Consider the following 18,378-nt stretch of genomic DNA (forward strand, 5'->3'; position numbering starts at 1 on the left):
GTGCGCCGCATTCGCTTACCCGGTTTTTCTGTCACACGCTTACCAACCATTCCATTCCTTCCCATGATCGTAGTTTTTCGGCCAGGCGCGGAAGAAAGCCGGATTCAGGACGTGATCGAGCGTCTGAACGAATACGGATTCGACGTACACCGTTCCAGCGGAGTGAACCAGACGGTAGTGGGCGCCATTGGCGTGAAGCCCGAATTCGATCCCCGGAATATCCGGGTCATGGAGGGCGTGGCGGAGGTGTACCGGGTCACCGAGCCGTACAAGTTCGCCAGCCGGTCCTGGAAGAAAGAGAACACGGTGATCGACGTGGGGGGCGTACCCATAGGCGGCGAAGAACTTATGGTGATGGCCGGCCCCTGTTCGGTCGAGGACGAACGGCAGATCGAAGATACGGCAGCGCATGTATCCGCCTGTGGGGCGGCGTTTTTACGCGGCGGCGCATTCAAGCCTCGGACTTCTCCCTATTCTTTTCAGGGCCTGGGGGAAGAGGGGTTGAAATTGCTGCGCGCCGCTGCCGACAGACATGGCCTCAAGACCATTACCGAAGTGATGGAGGTTAGTCATATCGAACTGGTCGCCCGATATGCGGATATTTTGCAGATCGGCGCGCGCAACATGCAGAATTTTCCGCTTCTGAAAGAGGTCGGGAAACTGCGGAAGCCTGTTTTTCTGAAACGCGGTCCTGCGGCGACGATCAACGACTGGCTGATGAGCGCCGAGTATGTGCTTTCGGAAGGCAATCCGTACGTAATGCTGTGCGAGCGCGGTATCCGCACGTTCGAAACGTATACGCGCAATACGCTGGATCTGTCCGCAGTGCCGGTGATCAAAAAGAACAGCCATCTTCCGATCATTGTCGACCCGAGCCATGGCACGGGCATACGAGGGAAAGTCATCCCGATGGCGCGCGCAGCGGTGGCTGCCGGGGCCGATGGGATCATGGTAGAGGTGCATCCGAATCCCGATATGGCGAAAAGCGATGGTCCTCAGTCGCTCTATTTCGAGCAATTCGTTGAACTGATGGCGCAGGTCCGGCTCATTGCCCAGGCGATCGGACGAGGGGTTCGTGATGCGCCGGCTTTGGCCTGAGGCGCCGCAGGGGCCATGATTCGTCTGGATGCACTTCAGGAGATTAAAGATCGGTTCGAGGAGATCAACCGGCTGATGGCCCAGGGGGATGTGGCCACCGATCCACAGCGCCTCCGGGAATTGGGCCGGGAACGCACCACACTCGAAGGGATTGTCCAGGCCATCGACGCCTACGAGCGAACGACTTCGGAGCGGGACGATTTACGCGTCATACTGGCGGAGGAGCCGGATGCCGAACTGACGGATATGGCCCGTACCGAATTGGAAACCATTGAGGCCAGACTACCCGCCATCGAGGCCGATCTGCGCCTGAAGATGATTCCCAAAGATCCGGAAGACGCCCGGGATGCGATCCTCGAAATTCGTGCGGGAACCGGCGGGGACGAGGCCGGGCTTTTCGCCGGCGATCTGTACCGCATGTATCAGAAATTCGCCGAGGGCCGGGGGTGGAAGGTCGAAGCAATGAATGTGTCTCCGGGCGCAAAGGGTGGATTCAAAGAGATCGTGCTGTCGATTCGGGGGGAAGACGCATTTGGTTTTATGAAGTTCGAGAGCGGCGTGCATCGCGTGCAGCGCGTGCCGGTTACGGAATCTTCCGGGCGTCTGCATACGTCCGCCGCCACGGTGGCCGTGCTGCCGGAAGGGGAAGATATTGACGTACGCCTCGATCCCAACGAAATCAAGGTGGATGTGTATCGTTCGAGCGGTCCCGGCGGGCAGTCGGTCAATACGACGGATTCGGCGGTCCGCCTCACGCATGTGCCTACCGGTCTTGTCGTGACGTGCCAGGACGAAAAAAGCCAACACAAAAACAAGGAGAAGGCGCTTCGGGTACTGCGTTCTCGTCTCTACGAGCAGGAAATGGAAAAACGCCGGGCGGAGCGCAGCGAAGTCCGCCGGTCCATGGTGGGGTCCGGTGACCGTTCGGCCAAGATACGAACCTATAATTTTCCCCAGGACCGCGTCACCGATCACCGCCTGGAGGGCGACGACAAGAATCATCCGCTCCACAAAGTGATGGACGGGGCGCTCGAGCAGATTATTACTGCGCTGCAAACCGCGGACAATATGGAGCAGTTGGCCGATTTAGCTTCCGGATCGTAACGGTACAGTTCCAGTGACTATCGGCCGGCCCAGTGACCTTATCCAGGTGACATAGTCCGGCACAGGATCAATCAGGCGCTTTTCTCGTTTCTTTCGGTTCTGTCCGTTGCGAAAACGTCATTTCGAACGATACAATCCATGCCCTTACCGGAACCTGCGCCGATACAGGACATCGATGTGATGGAGGAGGTGGTCATCATGGCGGCCCGGGACGAGCATGTCCGCTATGCGCCTGCGGTCAGTCGCCTTATCGAAGAGGCGGCGGCGGCCAGGGGGACCGGTATTGCCCAGCGCGCCCCGGAATATGTGCAGGCAAGGATTGAAGAAGGGAAGGCGGTCATTGCGCTGGCCGGCGACCGTCTGGCCGGATTTTGCTACATCGAGAGCTGGGATCACGGGAAGTATGTGGCTCATTCCGGGCTGATCGTGGCGCCGGATTTTCGCAAGATGGGGTTGGCGAAGAAAATAAAGCGACGGATTTTCGAGTTGTCGCGCGAAAAATACCCGGAGGCCCGGGTTTTCGGCATCACGACGAGTCTGGCCGTGATGAAGATAAACTCCGACCTCGGGTACAAGCCGGTGACGTTTTCCGAGTTGACGGACGACGACGTGTTCTGGGAAGGGTGCCGGAGTTGTCCCAACTACGATGTGCTCACGCGCACCGAGCGCAAAATGTGTCTTTGCACCGGCATGTTGTACGATCCGAAGGAAGACAAGGGCAACGAGTAGAAAGACGCCGGCAGTCCGGGAACGTCGTTTCGTTCCGGTCGTATGACGCCACGCATTTTTATGCCGGTTTCCGTAACCGTATGTCTTTTGGGTTCGTTTGTGCGCTGTAATTCACAGTGTAATCCGAACAATGGAGCGCAGAACGGCAGCGGGAGTCGGCGCCATCCCTGCTCGCCGCAAGTGCGGCGGGCGTGATTTTATTCCACAGGGAACTATGTCTGAAAACACGTACGAAATTACGTATATCGTCAACAGCGTCCTCAGCGACGATCAGATCAGGAATCTGGTCGGTCGGGTTACGAAATTTATCGAGAAAGAGGGCGGCAATATCGTTGAAGTGGATGAGTGGGGGGCGCAGCGTCTTGCCTATCCCATCGACAAAAAGCGTACAGGGTACTATGTGAATGCCTATTTCGAGGCGGGAGGCGAACTGATCGCTCGTCTCGAACGTGCGTTGACCCTTGAGGACGATATTCTTCGCTTCCTCACGCTGAAAATGGATGCGGTCATGCTCCGTCACTATGAGGAGCGCAAGGAAGAAAGAGCGCGTGAGAAGGCGGAAGGCGCGAAAGAATCCGCCCCGGACAAGGAGGCGCAGGTTTCTGTTGCCCAGGAACAGACGGAATCCCCGTCCGCTCCGAAGGAGGAAACGAAAACCGCCGAAGTATCTCCTGAGGAAACGAAAGCGGAGGCGCCTGCCGAGGAGAAGAAAGTCGAGGCATCCGCCAAGGAGGCAAAAGCTGGAGCAACCGCTGAGGAAACAAAAGTGGAGGCGCCCGCTGAGGAGAATAAAACCGAGGCATCTGCCAAGCAAGCGAAGGCTGAGACGCCTGCCTCGAAGGAAGAGGCTGAGGCCGAACCGTCCGCTGAGGACGCGAAAGCCTCCGATAAGGCATAAATTCTCCGGGAAGCAGCTATCAGCATATTGACAGGATATTCCATGACCGAAACCCGTTTCGATCCCGAAAACATCGATTTCGTCGATTACAAGGATATTGAGCTCCTGAAGCGCTATCTCAACGAGCAGGGCAAGATTTTGCCCCGGCGTATCACGGGAGTGCCTCAGAAATTTCAGCGCAAGCTTACCCGGGCGGTAAAGCGCGCCCGTCACCTTGCCATGCTGCCGTTTGTGGCGGATAATGTTCGATAGGAGGGAACTACCGCGATGAAGCTTTTATTGCTAAAGGACGTGGAAAACCTCGGGCACGAGGGAGACATCGTGACGGTTCGGGACGGCTATGGCCGAAATTACCTGATTCCGGGCCGTATGGCGGTGATTGCTTCGGATTCCGTGGTTCGTCATCAACAAGAACTCGCACGCCAACGCGCAAGGAAAATTGCCCAGGAAGTTGAGGATGCGGCGCGCGTAAAGGAGCAACTGGAGGCTGCGAAAGTAGTCATTGCCGCGAAAGTCGGAAAGGAAAACCGGATTTTCGGGACAGTCACCCCGACGCAGATCGCGGAAGCGCTCGGTCAGCAGGGGTTCCGGATCGACCGCAGACATATCGAGCCCGACGAAGACATTCGCATGCTCGGCGTCTATACGGCTACCGTGAAGGTACATAAGGAAGTCTCGGCAACACTCAAGGTCGAGGTGGTCCCTGAAACGGAAGCGTAGACGCGGCGGAATACGCCGGCGCCCGTCCCGCGTCCGGCATCGTGTTAACAGGCCCTAGCCCACCACGATTTTGCGCCACTACGTTTTTGGATTTGTGCAGTGTCTCGCCCGCATAGGCTGGCTGGCTGCGCTTGTCCTGTGTACCGGGTTTGTGGGTGCGCAAGCGTTTGCGCAGGATTTCCTGTCTGCCACGGACTATGTGACCTGGAACGTGTCGGTGGCCCCCGAAGAAGTTGCTTCCGGGGAAGCGTTCGAGGCGGTGATCGAAGCGGACATCTCGGAAGGCTGGAAGATGTACGCGCTCGATTCGCCGCGTCCGAGTTTTGCCGTTGAGTTCACGTGGGAAGAAGAGGGTCTGTTGCCCGCAGGCCCCATGCGCCAGAGTACGCCCGTCGAGGCGCATGATCCCTGGTTTGACGCCACGGTGCGCTACTTCACCGGGCAGGCCCGGTTTACCGCCCCGTTCCGGATTGGAGAGGATGCCCCCGCGGGAAATCGCCCGCTCAACGGCGTCGTGCAGTTCATGATTTGCACCGAAGAGGTGTGTCTGCCCCCCACACCGGCGCCGCTCGAGGCCGTAGTACATGTTATCGGGGGTGGACTTGCCGTTCAGGGCTCCGTATCCGGCGCCGGGGCGGTGGTCGGGGACGAGGGGAACGACTCGCTTCGTTCCGTGCCCGATCTGGCCGGAGACAGCGCTCCCCTGGTCTTGTCTCCTGATTCGGCCACCGAAGACGACGGCGATGCGCACGCCGGCGGTCTGTGGCGCTTTATTCTGCTGGCGATCGGGGCCGGGCTTGCCTCGCTCCTGACACCCTGCGTGTTTCCGATGATTCCGCTGACCGTTTCCTGGTTTTCGAGGCATGCTTCGAAGCGTTCCGAATCGGTTCGTATGGCGCTGGCCTTCGGGGCGGCGATTGTCCTTACCTTCACGACGCTCGGCTTGCTGGCCGCTTCCCTGCTCGGCGCGGCCGGGGCGCATACCATTGCGGCCAATCCATGGATCAATCTTTTCATCGCAGGGATATTCGCCGTGTTTGCGTTTTCGCTGCTCGGCATGTTCGAATTGACACTGCCGGGCCGTTTCGTCAATTACTTCAATCGTCAGGGGAACGAGCGGTCGGGGTATGCAGGCACATTTTTTATGGGGTTGACCCTGACGCTGGTGCATTTTTCCTGTACCGTTCCGTTTGTGGGGGGGCTGCTCGCGCTTGCCACAGCGACCGGCGAGTGGGTGTATCCCGTCATCGGTATGGTGGTCTTTTCGGCTACGTTTGCGGTGCCGTTCGTAGCATTCGCCCTGTTCCCGAAAGCGCTGCAATCATTGCCCGGAGCAGGATCCTGGATCCACCGCATTCAGGTTACACTGGGTTTCGTGGAGCTTGCCGCCGCCCTCAAGTTTTTGTCGAATGCCGACCTTGTTATGGGGTGGGGGCTGATTTCGCGGCCTGTGGCCATCGCCCTCGCCATGGTGATTTTCGGACTTGCCGGGTTTTATCTGCTTGGCAAAATCCGGATGCCTCATGAGCCGGCAGCCCAACCTGTCGGAGCCGGACGGCTGCTTTTTGCCTCGGCTTTCCTGGGGATTTCCCTGTATATGCTGCCAGGTCTTTTTGGGGCGCCGTTGCCCGGGATCGATGCCTGGCTTCCTCCGGCGTCAGCAACGCAGACCGGATCCGGCGTGTTTTCGGGGCGCGCAGACGATGAGCCGGTCTGGAGTGAAGATATAGATGCGGCGTTCGAACAGGCGCAAAGCGCAGGCAAACCCGTGTTCATCGATTTCACGGGGTATACCTGTGCAAATTGCCGCCAGATGGAAACCAGTGTGTTTCGCGAGGAACCCGTGGCATCTCTGCTCCGGAACGATTTCGTGCTGCTGCGCCTCTATACCGACGCGCGCGATACCGGTCCGGCATTGCAGCAGTATCAGATTGCGTTGGCGGGTACCGTAGCGCTTCCGACCTATGTTATTGCGGATCCGTATTCCGGTATCCTTCTACACAGGCACACAGGAATCGCATCGGTTTCGGAATTCGCCGAATTTCTCCGGCAGGGCGCCGCCTTCGAGGCGGATGCGCCTGCGGCCTTTTTGCCCGGTTCTTCGTAAGGTATCAGGTCATGTTCCAGCGCGATCTGATCATGCGGGAGATCGAGCAGGCCATTCGGGTACTGCTCCATGTACTGGCGCAAACGTTTCGACTGAAGTCCGAAGAACGGTACGAAGAAGCCCTTGCGTACCTGCGTGAGGCATTCGGAGAAGCCGACCTTTCTCCCCGCCCGGTAGGCGAACTGTCGCCCCGTGAATTGGTCGCGCTTTGCCGGTATCCGCGCGGATTCGAGTACGGTCTTGCGCTTGCCATCGCCGATTTGCTGTGCGAGGAAGCCGATCTGCTGACGCAACTTGGATCGCTGCCGGAAGCCCGCGCCCGCGCTGCCGGGGCCCGGGCATTGTATGAGGAAGCGCTGGCTACGGAAGGGGCCGCGCTCCCGTTGGACATTGCGCAGAGACTGGCGCGCGCCGAACGACTCGCAGAGGAATAAATATGCTCTCCTCTGATTCTGTACTGACCATCGAGTGCCCCCCTTCGTTTCGTTTCCGGTCGACGCTTCTGAGTCATGGCTGGATCGAACTGGCGCCATTCAGCCACGACGAAGAATATGCGCGGCTTCGCCGCATCGAATCTCTCCCGGACGGGCGCATTGTACGCCTTGCATTTACGGCGGATATGGACGGAGCCGGGGGCGTGTCCCGCGGCGAAAGATTGCATGTGCATATCGAGGAGACGCTGGCACATGGGTCCGGTGCGGCGGAGCATGCCGCGAACGCCCTGCTTTCTCCCCCGGTCCATGCACATCTCCGGGAGGTGGCCCGGCGCATTTTCAACCTGGAGATGGACCTGGAACCGTTTTATACCTTGCTTGCGAGTGTCCCGCGCTATGCCTGGGTGTTGGCGCACAGGGCCGGGCGACTGCTGCGTGCGCCCACGGTTTGGGAAGATTTGGCGAAAACGCTATTGACGACCAACACGACCTGGGCCATGACGCGGCAGATGACGCAGCGGTTGAACGACCTGGGGCAGGCCGGCGCCTTCCCTTCTCCCGGGACCGTTGCGGATCTGTCTTTGGACATGTTTTCCGATCATGTGCGGGCCGGATACCGGAATGCATACCTTCACGAACTGGCCTGCCGTATTGCGGAGGAAAAGATAGACGTAGAGGGATGGCTATATACCGAAATGTCTTCTGCCGACCTGTTTGCCGAGATACGTTCCCTGAGCGGGTTCGGCCCGTACGCTGCCGGTGCTGTCATGAAATTGCTGGGCCGGTTCGATTACCTTGCGCTCGACTCTTCGGCCCGGTCGATGTTTTCCCGGAAATTCGGAGGAGGTACGGATACCGACATTCGCCGCCACTACGCGCCCTGTGGCTCATGGCAGGGACTGGCGATATGGATGGATGTAATGCAGGACTGGTTTTTGCAGAACAGTGATCCCGGGGTCGTCCCGGACGCTTCGATGTGAGTGTTATTCGGTTGTCCGGGAAACCCATATCCTTTAACGGGGTACACAGGGGGTCATTTTACCTTGCCGCCTATGCTGTATTGCGCGTAACGCGTTGAAATACGCAGGTCGCGGCGCCATTAGAACACAGGAAAGAACATGCCTCGGGGAAGAGTAAAGTGGTTCAGTGTGGATAAAGGCTTTGGCTTTATCGCGCCGGACGACGGTAGCAAGGACGTATTTGTCCATCGTAACAACATACCCGGTCTTGGATACGACGAAGGATTGCGGGACGGCGAAGAAGTGGAATATGATGTGGAGCAGACGCCCAAAGGCCTCAGCGCCATGAACGTAGAGCGTGTGGGCGGCTAATCCGCTATAAGGCATTTCAGAACGGTTGACAGCGTCTGCCTGTCGGTCGGATATTTTCCTGTTTCTTTTGGGCGTGCATCCGGACGGGGCATGCTGCATATTGTCGGGAAATATTCAGATTCCTGTATGGGTCGGCGTCCATTCGTGGACAAGCCGGGTGCGTAAATACCGTCCGCATCGCATGATGGGTACCATGTCTTCCGTTCGATGCTGGCTGGCGGCTGTTTGCCTGTTTCCGGGGATTGCTATTGCCCAGGATACGTTGTCGGTGCCGGTTCTTCCAGGTCAGACACTTCCGGAATTGACGGTTGAGGCGGTGCGGGGCGCCGCGAACGCAGCATCGGCTCCATACGCCCTTGCGGTCGAGACGCATTCCCCGGACGGGTTGCCTCGCCCCGTACTTTCCATGGAACGCGTGCTGCGTTCGCTACCCGGTGCGTGGATTAATGACCGCGGTCATTTCGCGCTTGGAGAGCGGATCTCCGTGCGCGGCATGGGCGCGCGGGCTCCATTCGGCGTGCGGGGCATGCAGGTTATGCTGGATGGCATTCCGCTCACGATGCCGGATGGACAGACGGTGCTCGACGTAGTGGAATCTTCCGTCCTGCGCCGCACGGAACTCTTGCGTAGTCCCGCCTCCCTGTTTTGGGGAAACGGTTCCGGGGCCGTGCTTTTCCTGTCGAGTGATGCCACTCTGGAAGATGCTCGCCCTGCTTCCCGTTTGCGTGCGCAGGCGCTCGCCGGTTCCTTTGGGCAGCGGAGGATCCTTATCGATGGGTGGGCGCCGTTCGGTGCGCATTCCGTACAATTTTACGTGTCAAATCAGACACAGGACGGGTATCGGAACTATTCTTCCGGCGTTCGTCGCCGTGCAGGGGCCTCTGCCCGGTTTCGCACAGGTTCCTCTTCGCATCTTCGTATCCTGACCGCCATTGCCTTACAGGATACCGAGCATCCCGGTTCGCTGACGCGTGAACAGTTCGAGGCGGATCCCTCCATGGCTCGTCCGGCCTTTGAAGAAGCCCGCGCCGGCAAGGAGAGTCTTCATGTCCAGGCTGGCGCCGCGTTCGGGCAGGAGGCCGATCTCGGGACGCTCCGCATAACCGGGTACGGCGTACGCCGGCAGCTCGATAATCCTTTATCCTTTGCGTATATCGATCTGGACCGGACGGCCGGAGGAATGCGGGCGGCGCTGCGGCGGGACAGGGAACGGATCCGGTGGGGTGTGGGAGCCGATGGGGCGCTGCAACATGATATCCGCAAAAATTTCAATAACGCCCAAGGCGTTCCCGGTGACGAAATTCGGCTGGATCAGGTCGAGGATGTGGCTTCCCTGGGCGCCTTTGCCTATGGGGGCTTCCAGCCTGTTCGAGCCATGCAGGTGCTGGCCGGACTGCGCTATGGCACGGTGCGATTTGAAATGGACGATCACCTGTTTGCCAATGGCGATCAATCCGGCAACCGGCTTTTTAGCGCCTGGAGCCCCATGTTGGGCGTATCCTGGCGGGGAAGCGGATGGCTGCTTTTTGCGAACTATGGCACGGCTTTCGAGACGCCTACGACCACGGAACTCGTCAATCGCCCGGACCTGACAGGTGGATTCAACCCTTCGCTCGATCCGCAGATTGCCAGAGGCGTGGAGGTGGGTCTGCGCGGCGCGCTGGGCGCGCATCTGTTCGTGGATGCGGCTGTTTTTTTCATGAACGTGGACGGGCGATTGATTTCCTTCGAAAACGAACTCGGCCGGGATTTTTTCCGAAATGCGGGCAAGAATACGCATCGGGGCATTGAGGGAGCAGTGCAATGGGTTCCTCATCCTCGCTGGGAAGCGGCTTTTGTCGCTACCGTGAGCCGTTTTGTTTTCCAGGAGGCGGACTTGAAGGGCAACCTTTTGCCCGGCGTTCCCGAACAGCGTCTTTTCGGGCGGGTACGGACAGATCAGGGGGGCTTTCGGATCACAGTGGAAGCAGAAGCTGTAAGCGAGTATTTTACGAACGACGCCAATACGGCCGTGAACGATGGATATGTTGTTTTCGACGCGTCACTCGGGCACGAGGGATTTGCCGCCGGTTCGGTGCGTATTGCGCCGTTTGTCGAAGTGCGCAATATGCTGAATACCCGATACAGTGGTTCCGTGTCGATCAATGCATTCGGAGGCCGTTACTATGAACCCGCACCCGGTCGGGCGTTCCTGGCCGGAATCCAATTCCATATACTTCCTTGACCATGACACGCATTATGCCTTTTATCGCTGCCGTTCTTTTCGCTGCTTCTCCGGCGCTTGGCCAGGACTCCGAAGGACAAGGCAGCCGCACTCCGTCAGACTGGGATGTTCATGACCGGGAGCGGCCCCGGCCCATGGTGGTCTCCCCAGCGACGCCAAGCACAGATCAGGCGGCCGGACAGGCTCCTTCCGACGCCATCGTTCTTTTCGCGGGCGGGTCTTCGGAAGAATTGTCCGCTTGGGAGCGCCCCAACGGCGATCCGGCGCCCTGGAAGGTGACCGACGGTTATTTTGAGGTCGTGCCCCGCACCGGGGGCATTCAAACGAAGCAGGGCTTCGGTGACGTGCAGTTGCACATCGAGTGGTCTGCCCCCATGCCGCCCGAGGGCGAGGATCAGGATCGCGGCAACAGCGGCGTATTCCTGATGAATACCTACGAAGTGCAGGTGCTGGACTCCTACGAGAACGACACCTACCCCGACGGACAGGCCGCGGCGCTGTACGGCCAGTATCCGCCGCTCGTCAACGCGATGAGTGCACCGGGCGAATGGAATGTCTATGACATCGTGTTTCGCCGCCCCCGTTTCGACGAAGACGGCACCCTCGTTTCTCCGGCCTACGTGACCGTTTTCCACAACGGCGTGCTGGTGCAGAACCACGAGGAAATGACGGGGCCTTCAGGCCATCGGTCGCGCCCGCCGTACGAGGCCCATGCCGATCGGCTTCCGATTTCCCTGCAGGATCACGACCACCCGGTACGCTTCCGGAATGTCTGGGTCAGGGAACTGGAGTAGGCAAGGGGATACACCCTGAGTTGCTATGAAAACGGTTACGTTCGGTGAGGTCATGCTCCGGCTGTCGCCTCCGGGGCATGGGCGTTTTGTGCAAACGCCCTCCCTCGATGTGTCCTTCGGGGGCGGGGAGGCCAATGTGGCCGTGGCGCTGGCCGGCTTCGGATTCGACAGTTTTTTCCTGTCCAAAATTCCCCGGCACGAGATCGGACAGGCGTGCGTCAACGAGTTGCGGCGCTACGGCGTATCCGACCGGTTTATCGTACGCGGGGGTGATCGTCTCGGTGTCTATTTCCTCGAAACGGGTGCGAGCCAGCGAGGGTCCAAGGTCATCTACGACCGCGCGGGGAGCTCCGTAACGACACTTGCGCCCGAAGAGGTCGATCTGGAGGCCGTATTCGACGGTGCCGCATGGTTCCACTGGACCGGCATTACCCCGGCGCTCGGCGAGGTTCCTCGTCGGATGCTTGAGGAAGCCTGCCGGGCCGCCCGCCGCGCCGGGGCATCCATAAGCTGCGATCTGAACTTTCGGGCCAAGTTGTGGACGGAAAAAGAAGCGCAGGCCGTGATGCGCCCCCTCATGCAGTATGTGGACATATGCATTGCTAACGAGGAGGATGCGGAGCGCAGCCTCGGCTTCAGGGCAGGCGCGTCCGATGTGGAAGCGGCCGAACTGGATGAGGAGGCGTATTTCGGTCTTGCCCGGCAACTCAAAAAAGAGTACGGATTTCGCGCCGTGGCGATTACGCTGCGAGAGAGTTTCTCGGCGTCCATGAATGGTTGGAGCGCCCTGTTGCATGACGACGGGGCATGCGTCGAGCCGCAGCGTTCAACCCGCTACGAGATCCGGCTTGTGGATCGCGTAGGCGGCGGCGATGCGTTTGCGGCGGGCCTGATTGCCGGTCTGCTTACGAAGGATAATTCCCGGGAAGCCCTTGAGTTCGCGGTGGCGGCTTCCTGCCTCAAGCAGACGATCCCGGGCGATTTCAACTTGGTCTCGGTGCAGGAAGTTGAAAATCTGGCGAAGGGGTCCGGTTCGGGACGCGTGGAGCGGTAGATAAGTGTGCGTGTTTCGGCGCGTCCTTGATACGAGCGGTCATTCCCCCTGATCGACGACGCGTGGCGAGCCTTGCCGGGCTTTCGGGGTTTTGTCTGCCGGCCGTGCCTGTTTCACAGGTCATCTGCGCCGGTATGCGGCGGCGATGTCCGAGAGGGTTTCGAATTCCGGGCCTTCTTCCGGAATGGCGACGCCGAACACTTCAGCGATGATGCTGGTCCACCCGTACAGAAAATAGGTCCAGCCATCCACCGTCCTGACCCCGCGGCGGCATTGCTCCGCCTGTTTCAGGAAGAGGAAATCGCCCCGGTAATTGTAATCCCAGGCATAGCCGTTCTCAGGAAAGACAGCCTGGTCGGATACCGGTGATCCCGGACGATCCTTGCCCATACCCGTACCGTTTATAACCACCGAGCGTGCAGGGAGGGTCTGCATCGCCGCATCGTTTCCTGCAGCGTCCCGGACGAGGAGATACTGTACGTTTGCATCGTGCTCCACCCGGTTGTGCACGGCCTGGATACTGCGTATCCGGCCAGGATCCACATCCGTCACCGTGATTCGTGCCGGTTGATCGTCGCTCTGGGCAGTCAGAAGCAGACTCGTGGTTGCTACGGTAGCGCCGCCGGCTCCCAGAAAAAGCACCTCGGCGCCGGTTTCTTTCCAGTATCCGTCCGGAAGAAACGCATTGAGCGCCCGGCGGCCTGTCACAGCGTCTTTCGCGTGGCCGACAAGCTGTTCACCCTGCTTCGAAATGCAGGAAATTTCTCCGAGCAGGTGCGCATACGGGTCCAGTTCGTCGAACAGGTCCCGGCTCGCCGCGAGAAGGTCGATTTTGTGCGTGGTGATCAGGGCGCCTTTCGAGAGCGGGTCGTTCTTTATGAAGCGCACGATGTCCCGGTAGGTATCCGGGCTTGCGCCGATCGGAACGTCCACGCCGACGAGCCGCGCATTGTTCAGGTCAAGGTGTCCGGCCCATTTCGGGAAGATGGGCACAATGGAAGATTGCTTTGTGGTTACCCCGATGAAATACAGGGTCGGGGCGGTTGCCGGCCGGAAGGGTGCCGAGGACATGTTGACCGGTGGTCGAAGGGAAGGAGGCCCTAATATACCGAAGCTTTCGCGGAGTTTCTTCAGGATATCCCAATCAAAATTCCTTGCCGGCGGGCGCCTCTCGGCCTCTGAGCTTTGCGGGCTTGATCAGCGTGTCCTTAAGCGGGTTGCGATGCGATGGAAGGATTTATGGCACAGTATTTGCCTTAATTCTTTACACACCGGATCATACACCTTAATCTGTGGAGGTTCGCCATGTTATCCCGTTACGTAGTATTCGCTTGTATACTTTTTTTGTGTTCGGCGCTCACCGCCTGCGACAGCATGGAAGAAACCGAAGACATGCTGACAAGGCAGGAGGTGGATGCGCTTTTGACGGCCATTGGTACCGGTTTCCAGGCGCTGAGCACGGATTCCGTGGTGAATGACGTGATATCCGGCGCCATTCCGGAAGAAGATGACACACTAACTCCGGAAGATCTGCTTGCAGGCATCCCGGTGGATACGACCTACGCGTGTTCCGAGGGAGGTTCGATGAACCTGCAAGGTAGGGTCACGCTTGGCACTTCGGATGGCGGGGGGTTGGTCCCCAATTACGATTTTTCGTTTGCTCCATCGGGATGCGTGGTGACCGTTGAGAACACCACCTTCACGCTCGATAGCCAGTCGGGCATGCGCGAGCAAGGCATGATATCCTTTGAGGGGCCCGAGAGCGACAATGCGGTGACGATTACCATTACACAAACCAGCACTTCGACGGGCATGGTGGATTGGGAACTGGATGATCGTTCCGGTATGTGCGATATAGATCTGTCTACCGATATTACGGTCAGTTTAACTCTGGGGGCCGACCCGGATGCGGATATACCTATTTTCGTCGACACTGATGTGGAGGGGGGTACTTCAGGTACCCTGTGCGATATCGAAGTGAATCGTCCCGCCGAGGTACCGGAGAATCCGGAAGATCTTCTGGGGCCCGCGACGGAGGAGCCCGCGGCGCAATGAATCGTGCGCCCGTTTGCGCTGTCGCGTTGCGGATACGCTGCTGTCGTGTGTCCGACTCGTTGCCGGTAGCCGATTGACCGCCTACCGCTTTTCCAACCCACCAACGATACTTTAAGACCGCGAGGCGTGCTTTTGCGCGCCTCGCATCTTTTTGTGCGTTATTTCGATATACACGCAGGCAACAAGACGGTCTGCGGCGGCGTTTCAAAAAAGCCGGCGGCGTTCATGGAATGAATTTTCCGTTCTGCAGGTCTTATACGTGTGCTCCTTGCATCTCCTTGCCGGAAACTTCGGGCTACAGACGTGGTCCGGCGTTTCTTTGCGCAAATTCATCACACCCTGAAAGGATATCGCTGTCATGCTACGATCCACGATGTTCATTGCTGTCGGCCTGCTGTTTGCCGTTGCTCCCATCCAGTCGGCTTATGCCCAGCAGTTCGGTAACCGGGGGGAAGGGGGAAGGCCCGGGGGACAGATGCCCTCGACGCAAATTTCCGGAAGCGTGGTTGACGCGGAGACGGGCGAATCCATTCCATCCGCTTCCGTAGCCGTGTGGAGCGTACGGGACTCTTCGCTTACCACCGGGGCAATCAGCGACTCCGAAGGGGCTTTTCTGATCGAAGGGCTGCGCCCGGGAAGATATTATGTGCAGGTCCACTTTGTAGGGTATCTCACGGAGGTGATTTCGGATATCGCTCTCCGTCCGGGGGCATGGACCGCCGATCTCGGTATCATCGAATTGAAGACCGATGTAGAGATGCTGGATGAAGTGATTGTCGAGGAGCGTCGGGAGTTTATGGAGGTCGGCATTGACCGGACCGTGTACAACACCAGGGACCAGCTGGTGTCCGCCGGGGGCGACGCAAGCCAGGTGCTGGAGGAAATTCCGTCGGTGGAAGTGGATATCGACGGCAATATCAGTCTGCGGGGCAACCAGAACGTGGCCATTCTTCTCAATGGCCGTCCTACGTCCATGACCGGGGAAGCGCTTATCACCTTCCTGCAGGGGTTACCGGCAACTTCGGTCGACCGGGTAGAGGTCATACCCAATCCGTCCGCCAAGTACGAACCCGACGGCATGTCCGGTATCCTGAACATCGTATTGCGCAAGGATCAGGATCTCGGTTTCGGTGGAAGCCTTACGGCCGGAGGCGGTACGCAGGAGAGTTACAATGCCGGAGGCTCTCTCAATTTTATACAGGGCAAGTTCTCGTCGTTCGTGAACTACGGATTCCGTCACGGCGTGCGTAACTCGACAGGGGATCGTTGGCAGGAAAATCGCGTAGCCGATCCGCTCTTTGTGATCGACGAAGATGATCGGGGCGAGCGCGGCGGCGATTCGCATAACTTCAGCACCAGCATCGATTACAACATGAGTGACAAGAACGTGCTGTCGCTGGCTACGAGGCTGAGTGTGCGCGGGGGAGATCAGGACGGACTGAATGTCTATCGTATTCTTGATGCGAATCAGGTGGAGATGAACAGCTACGACCGGACACGCCTTGGAGACCGGACGGACCTGAACCAGGATTATCGCCTCACGTTTTCCCGAATTGTTGCGCCGGGGACCCATGAGCTACAGGCCGAGGTGCGGTACGAAAAAGAGAAAGAGGAAGACGAGAACAGCTATGCGCTGGATGGGCTTCGTCTCGGGGAGGTTGTTCCCGGTGTGGGGACGGATTCGTTCCAGCAGCGTTCGACGCAGGAGGAAAACACGGGCGAAGGTTCACTTCAACTGGATTACACCCGCCCGTTGGGCAACGGCAAACTGGAGGCGGGATACAGGGGGTCCATCGATTTGCTGGACAGCCGGTTCGGAGTTGAGACGTTCGATTATGACCTGAATACGTATCTGACGGATGTTCGCAGGACGAACACATTCGACTACCGGCAGAATATCCAGGCCGCGTACGGCATCGTGCAGCAGGAGTTCGGGCCTATTGCCGCGCAGGTGGGTTTGCGTTACGAGCAGGCGCGGACGACGTTCGACCTGACCACGGCGGACGAGCGGTACGAAAACGATTACAACAGTCTCTTCCCGAGTGCATTCCTGACCTGGGAATTGTCCCGGTCCGAAACGAGTTGGAAGCAGCTCAAGTTCAGCTACAGCAAACGCATCAGTCGCCCAAGCACCTGGCGGCTGAATCCCTTCAACGACAACCTGGATCCGTATTCCCGTCGCGAGGGAAATCCGTATCTCGAACCGGAATACACGCATGCGGTGGAGGGCAGCTACATTCACTTTGCCGGTTCTGTTTCCATCACGCTCACTCCGTATTACCGCCAGACGAACAACCGAATCCAGTGGTACGAATTCATTAACGATCGAGGGGTGTCGATCACGACGTTCCGCAACTTCGATTCAAGCAGTTCCTGGGGTTTCGAGTCCATCGGTACGCTGCGGCTGACGGACCGGTTGAATGCGTTCGGCAGTTTCAACGCCTTTCGGATGCAGACAGACGGATCCAACGTGGAGAGCGGACTCGGCAACGATGCCTGGGGCTGGTCGACCCGCGCGAATGCCACGCTCAGTGTTCGAGAGGGGTTGTCCGTCCAACTCTCCTGGTTTTACCGGGCGCCTATGGACATTGAAAACGGCCGTATCGGTGCGTTTTCGAGGGTAAGTATCGGGGCGCGCCAGCAGTTGCTCAACGAACGGGCTACTCTAAGCCTGCAGATCCGCGATCCGTTTGACATGATGCAGTTCAACATCACGCGCGACACGCCCCGGTTCTACCAGGAGAGCGTCCGCAGTTTCAATGCCCGCCAGGCCAATCTTTCCCTGACGTACAATTTCGGGCGGCAACGGCAGCAGCGACGGCGCGGGAACTACGAGAGAGGAGACGGCATGGATCAGGAAGTACAGCAGGAAGTGCAGATGTAGGCCCTGCGTCCTGGATTGTCTGACAAGGTGCGTTGCCTGTCACCAATACGGGGGAACTGAATCCGTAAGCCGGCGGCCGTATCCCCGCTACACGCCGCTGAATGCGCCGAAGCCTCCATCCACGGGCACGACCACGCCGGTCACGAATCGTGAGGCGTCGCTGCACAGCCAGACGAGTGTTCCCGCGAGTTCGTCCACTTCGCCAAAGCGTCCCATGGGCGTATGGTCGATGATTTGCCGGCCCCGCTCGGTCAGTGAGTCGTCTTCGTTCAGGAGCAGGCTCCGGTTCTGTTCTCCGATGAAGAACCCCGGTGCTATGGCGTTCACGCGGAGTCCGTCGCCGAATATCCGGGCAAGCTCCACGGCCATCCACCGGGTGAAATTCTCCACGGAGGCCTTGGCTGCGGAATAGCCCACGACCCGGGTGAGCGCACGGCCCGCCGCCATGGAAGAGACGTTGACGATGGCGCCGGCGCGCGGAGTTTCCGTTTTTTCTTCTCCGGCGTTTTTTCTTGCCGCTCCCATCACTTCTCCAAAAACCTGCGTGGGCAGTACGGTTCCGATCAGGTTGAGGTCAAACACTTGCCGGAAGGCGGTTTCCGGCATGTCGAAAATGCTGTCCCCGGGCTTGAGCGTGGCGGACTTGATGTTGCCTCCGGCGGCGTTCACGAGAATATCCACCTGTCCGAAGCGTTCAAGGATGAGGTCGCGGGCCGCCGTGAGTTGATCTTTCTTGAGTACATCCGCGGGGATGCCCGCCGCTGCCGTGGCCCCGGCCTCTTCCAGCGTCCGGGCGGCATCCTCGACTCGCTTTTTGTTGCGCGCCAGGATGACCACCGAGGCGCCGGCCTCGACGAGTCCCCGGCAGCAGGCCGACCCCAGCGCTCCCGATCCGCCCGTGACGACGGCTACGCGCCCCGTAAGGTCATAGATAGAATGTTGCATA

General features: G+C 59.0%; 17 protein-coding genes. 15 read left to right on the top strand and 2 right to left on the bottom strand.

What is annotated here, in order from left to right; all coding sequences use genetic code 11:
- Positions 1-63 precede the first annotated feature (63 nt).
- The 13 genes from aroF to F4Y00_02700 all read left to right on the top strand — a co-directional run bounded on the left by aroF (position 64) and on the right by F4Y00_02700 (position 12,493).
- A complete protein-coding gene (gene aroF / locus F4Y00_02640) occupies positions 64-1,098 on the top strand; it encodes a 3-deoxy-7-phosphoheptulonate synthase (protein MYE03857.1) in 1,035 nt (344 codons plus the stop codon).
- 15 nt (positions 1,099-1,113) lie between these two features.
- Positions 1,114-2,202 (top strand): peptide chain release factor 1, encoded by a 1,089-nt coding sequence (gene prfA / locus F4Y00_02645; GenBank protein MYE03858.1) that lies wholly within the window; start codon positions 1,114-1,116, stop codon positions 2,200-2,202.
- A 180-nt stretch (positions 2,203-2,382) separates the two neighbouring features.
- Positions 2,383-2,931: a GNAT family N-acetyltransferase gene (locus tag F4Y00_02650; protein ID MYE03859.1), complete on the top strand. Its 549-nt coding sequence runs from the start codon at positions 2,383-2,385 to the stop codon at positions 2,929-2,931.
- Positions 2,932-3,145: 214 nt separating this feature from the next.
- Positions 3,146-3,829 carry a 30S ribosomal protein S6 gene (rpsF, locus tag F4Y00_02655; protein MYE03860.1) on the top strand — a complete coding sequence of 228 codons (684 nt, stop codon included), beginning with the start codon at positions 3,146-3,148 and terminating at the stop codon, positions 3,827-3,829.
- A 42-nt stretch (positions 3,830-3,871) separates the two neighbouring features.
- Positions 3,872-4,081 (top strand): 30S ribosomal protein S18, encoded by a 210-nt coding sequence (gene rpsR, locus F4Y00_02660; protein ID MYE03861.1) that lies wholly within the window; start codon positions 3,872-3,874, stop codon positions 4,079-4,081.
- Positions 4,082-4,096: 15 nt separating this feature from the next.
- A complete protein-coding gene (locus F4Y00_02665) occupies positions 4,097-4,549 on the top strand; it encodes a 50S ribosomal protein L9 (GenBank protein ID MYE03862.1) in 453 nt (150 codons plus the stop codon).
- A 94-nt stretch (positions 4,550-4,643) separates the two neighbouring features.
- Complete coding sequence (locus F4Y00_02670; GenBank protein ID MYE03863.1) at positions 4,644-6,656, top strand: DUF255 domain-containing protein; 2,013 nt, start codon at positions 4,644-4,646, stop codon at positions 6,654-6,656.
- A gap of 11 nt (positions 6,657-6,667) precedes the next feature.
- Positions 6,668-7,090, top strand: coding sequence for a hypothetical protein (locus tag F4Y00_02675; protein ID MYE03864.1), 423 nt, complete (start codon positions 6,668-6,670; stop codon positions 7,088-7,090).
- A gap of 2 nt (positions 7,091-7,092) precedes the next feature.
- Entirely contained in the window at positions 7,093-8,070 is a 978-nt protein-coding gene (locus F4Y00_02680) for a 3-methyladenine DNA glycosylase (GenBank protein MYE03865.1), read from the top strand.
- A 138-nt stretch (positions 8,071-8,208) separates the two neighbouring features.
- On the top strand, positions 8,209-8,421 hold the full coding sequence (locus tag F4Y00_02685) for a cold shock domain-containing protein (protein MYE03866.1): 213 nt from the start codon (positions 8,209-8,211) through the stop codon (positions 8,419-8,421).
- 181 nt (positions 8,422-8,602) lie between these two features.
- Positions 8,603-10,645 (top strand): TonB-dependent receptor, encoded by a 2,043-nt coding sequence (locus tag F4Y00_02690; GenBank protein MYE03867.1) that lies wholly within the window; start codon positions 8,603-8,605, stop codon positions 10,643-10,645.
- A gap of 2 nt (positions 10,646-10,647) precedes the next feature.
- Entirely contained in the window at positions 10,648-11,439 is a 792-nt protein-coding gene (locus tag F4Y00_02695) for a DUF1080 domain-containing protein (GenBank protein MYE03868.1), read from the top strand.
- Between the two features lie 25 nt (positions 11,440-11,464).
- Complete coding sequence (locus F4Y00_02700) at positions 11,465-12,493, top strand: sugar kinase (protein MYE03869.1); 1,029 nt, start codon at positions 11,465-11,467, stop codon at positions 12,491-12,493.
- A gap of 120 nt (positions 12,494-12,613) precedes the next feature.
- Here the strand turns inward: F4Y00_02700 and F4Y00_02705 are convergent, their stop codons facing one another.
- Entirely contained in the window at positions 12,614-13,564 is a 951-nt protein-coding gene (locus tag F4Y00_02705) for a shikimate dehydrogenase (GenBank protein MYE03870.1), read from the bottom strand.
- A 303-nt stretch (positions 13,565-13,867) separates the two neighbouring features.
- On the opposite strand from F4Y00_02705, the gene F4Y00_02710 reads away from it, so the two are divergent.
- Positions 13,868-14,548, top strand: a complete 681-nt coding sequence (locus tag F4Y00_02710) for a hypothetical protein (GenBank protein MYE03871.1) — start codon at positions 13,868-13,870, stop codon at positions 14,546-14,548.
- A 358-nt stretch (positions 14,549-14,906) separates the two neighbouring features.
- A complete protein-coding gene (locus F4Y00_02715; protein MYE03872.1) occupies positions 14,907-17,432 on the top strand; it encodes a TonB-dependent receptor in 2,526 nt (841 codons plus the stop codon).
- A gap of 87 nt (positions 17,433-17,519) precedes the next feature.
- Here the strand turns inward: F4Y00_02715 and F4Y00_02720 are convergent, their stop codons facing one another.
- The gene (locus tag F4Y00_02720) at positions 17,520-18,377 is read right to left on the bottom strand and encodes an SDR family oxidoreductase (GenBank protein MYE03873.1); all 858 of its coding nucleotides are present in this window, start codon (positions 18,375-18,377) and stop codon (positions 17,520-17,522) included.
- Between the last annotated feature and the right edge of the window lies 1 nt (position 18,378).

The organism is Bacteroidetes bacterium SB0662_bin_6, assembly GCA_009839485.1.
Taxonomy (GTDB): Bacteria; Bacteroidota; Rhodothermia; order Rhodothermales; family VXPQ01; genus VXPQ01.

Coding starts and splice junctions, on each gene's coding strand:
- F4Y00_02650 (MYE03859.1), top strand. CDS start 2,383: ATGGAGGAGGTGGTCATCATGGCGGCCCGGGACGAGCATGTCCGCTAT.
- F4Y00_02700 (MYE03869.1), top strand. CDS start 11,465: ATGAAAACGGTTACGTTCGGTGAGGTCATGCTCCGGCTGTCGCCTCCG.
- F4Y00_02685 (MYE03866.1), top strand. CDS start 8,209: ATGCCTCGGGGAAGAGTAAAGTGGTTCAGTGTGGATAAAGGCTTTGGC.
- F4Y00_02695 (MYE03868.1), top strand. CDS start 10,648: ATGACACGCATTATGCCTTTTATCGCTGCCGTTCTTTTCGCTGCTTCT.
- F4Y00_02690 (MYE03867.1), top strand. CDS start 8,603: ATGATGGGTACCATGTCTTCCGTTCGATGCTGGCTGGCGGCTGTTTGC.
- F4Y00_02720 (MYE03873.1), bottom strand. CDS start 18,377: ATGCAACATTCTATCTATGACCTTACGGGGCGCGTAGCCGTCGTCACG.
- F4Y00_02710 (MYE03871.1), top strand. CDS start 13,868: ATGGAAGAAACCGAAGACATGCTGACAAGGCAGGAGGTGGATGCGCTT.
- F4Y00_02675 (MYE03864.1), top strand. CDS start 6,668: ATGTTCCAGCGCGATCTGATCATGCGGGAGATCGAGCAGGCCATTCGG.
- rpsR (MYE03861.1), top strand. CDS start 3,872: ATGACCGAAACCCGTTTCGATCCCGAAAACATCGATTTCGTCGATTAC.
- aroF (MYE03857.1), top strand. CDS start 64: ATGATCGTAGTTTTTCGGCCAGGCGCGGAAGAAAGCCGGATTCAGGAC.
- F4Y00_02715 (MYE03872.1), top strand. CDS start 14,907: ATGCTACGATCCACGATGTTCATTGCTGTCGGCCTGCTGTTTGCCGTT.
- F4Y00_02705 (MYE03870.1), bottom strand. CDS start 13,564: ATGTCCTCGGCACCCTTCCGGCCGGCAACCGCCCCGACCCTGTATTTC.
- F4Y00_02665 (MYE03862.1), top strand. CDS start 4,097: ATGAAGCTTTTATTGCTAAAGGACGTGGAAAACCTCGGGCACGAGGGA.
- prfA (MYE03858.1), top strand. CDS start 1,114: ATGATTCGTCTGGATGCACTTCAGGAGATTAAAGATCGGTTCGAGGAG.
- rpsF (MYE03860.1), top strand. CDS start 3,146: ATGTCTGAAAACACGTACGAAATTACGTATATCGTCAACAGCGTCCTC.
- F4Y00_02680 (MYE03865.1), top strand. CDS start 7,093: ATGCTCTCCTCTGATTCTGTACTGACCATCGAGTGCCCCCCTTCGTTT.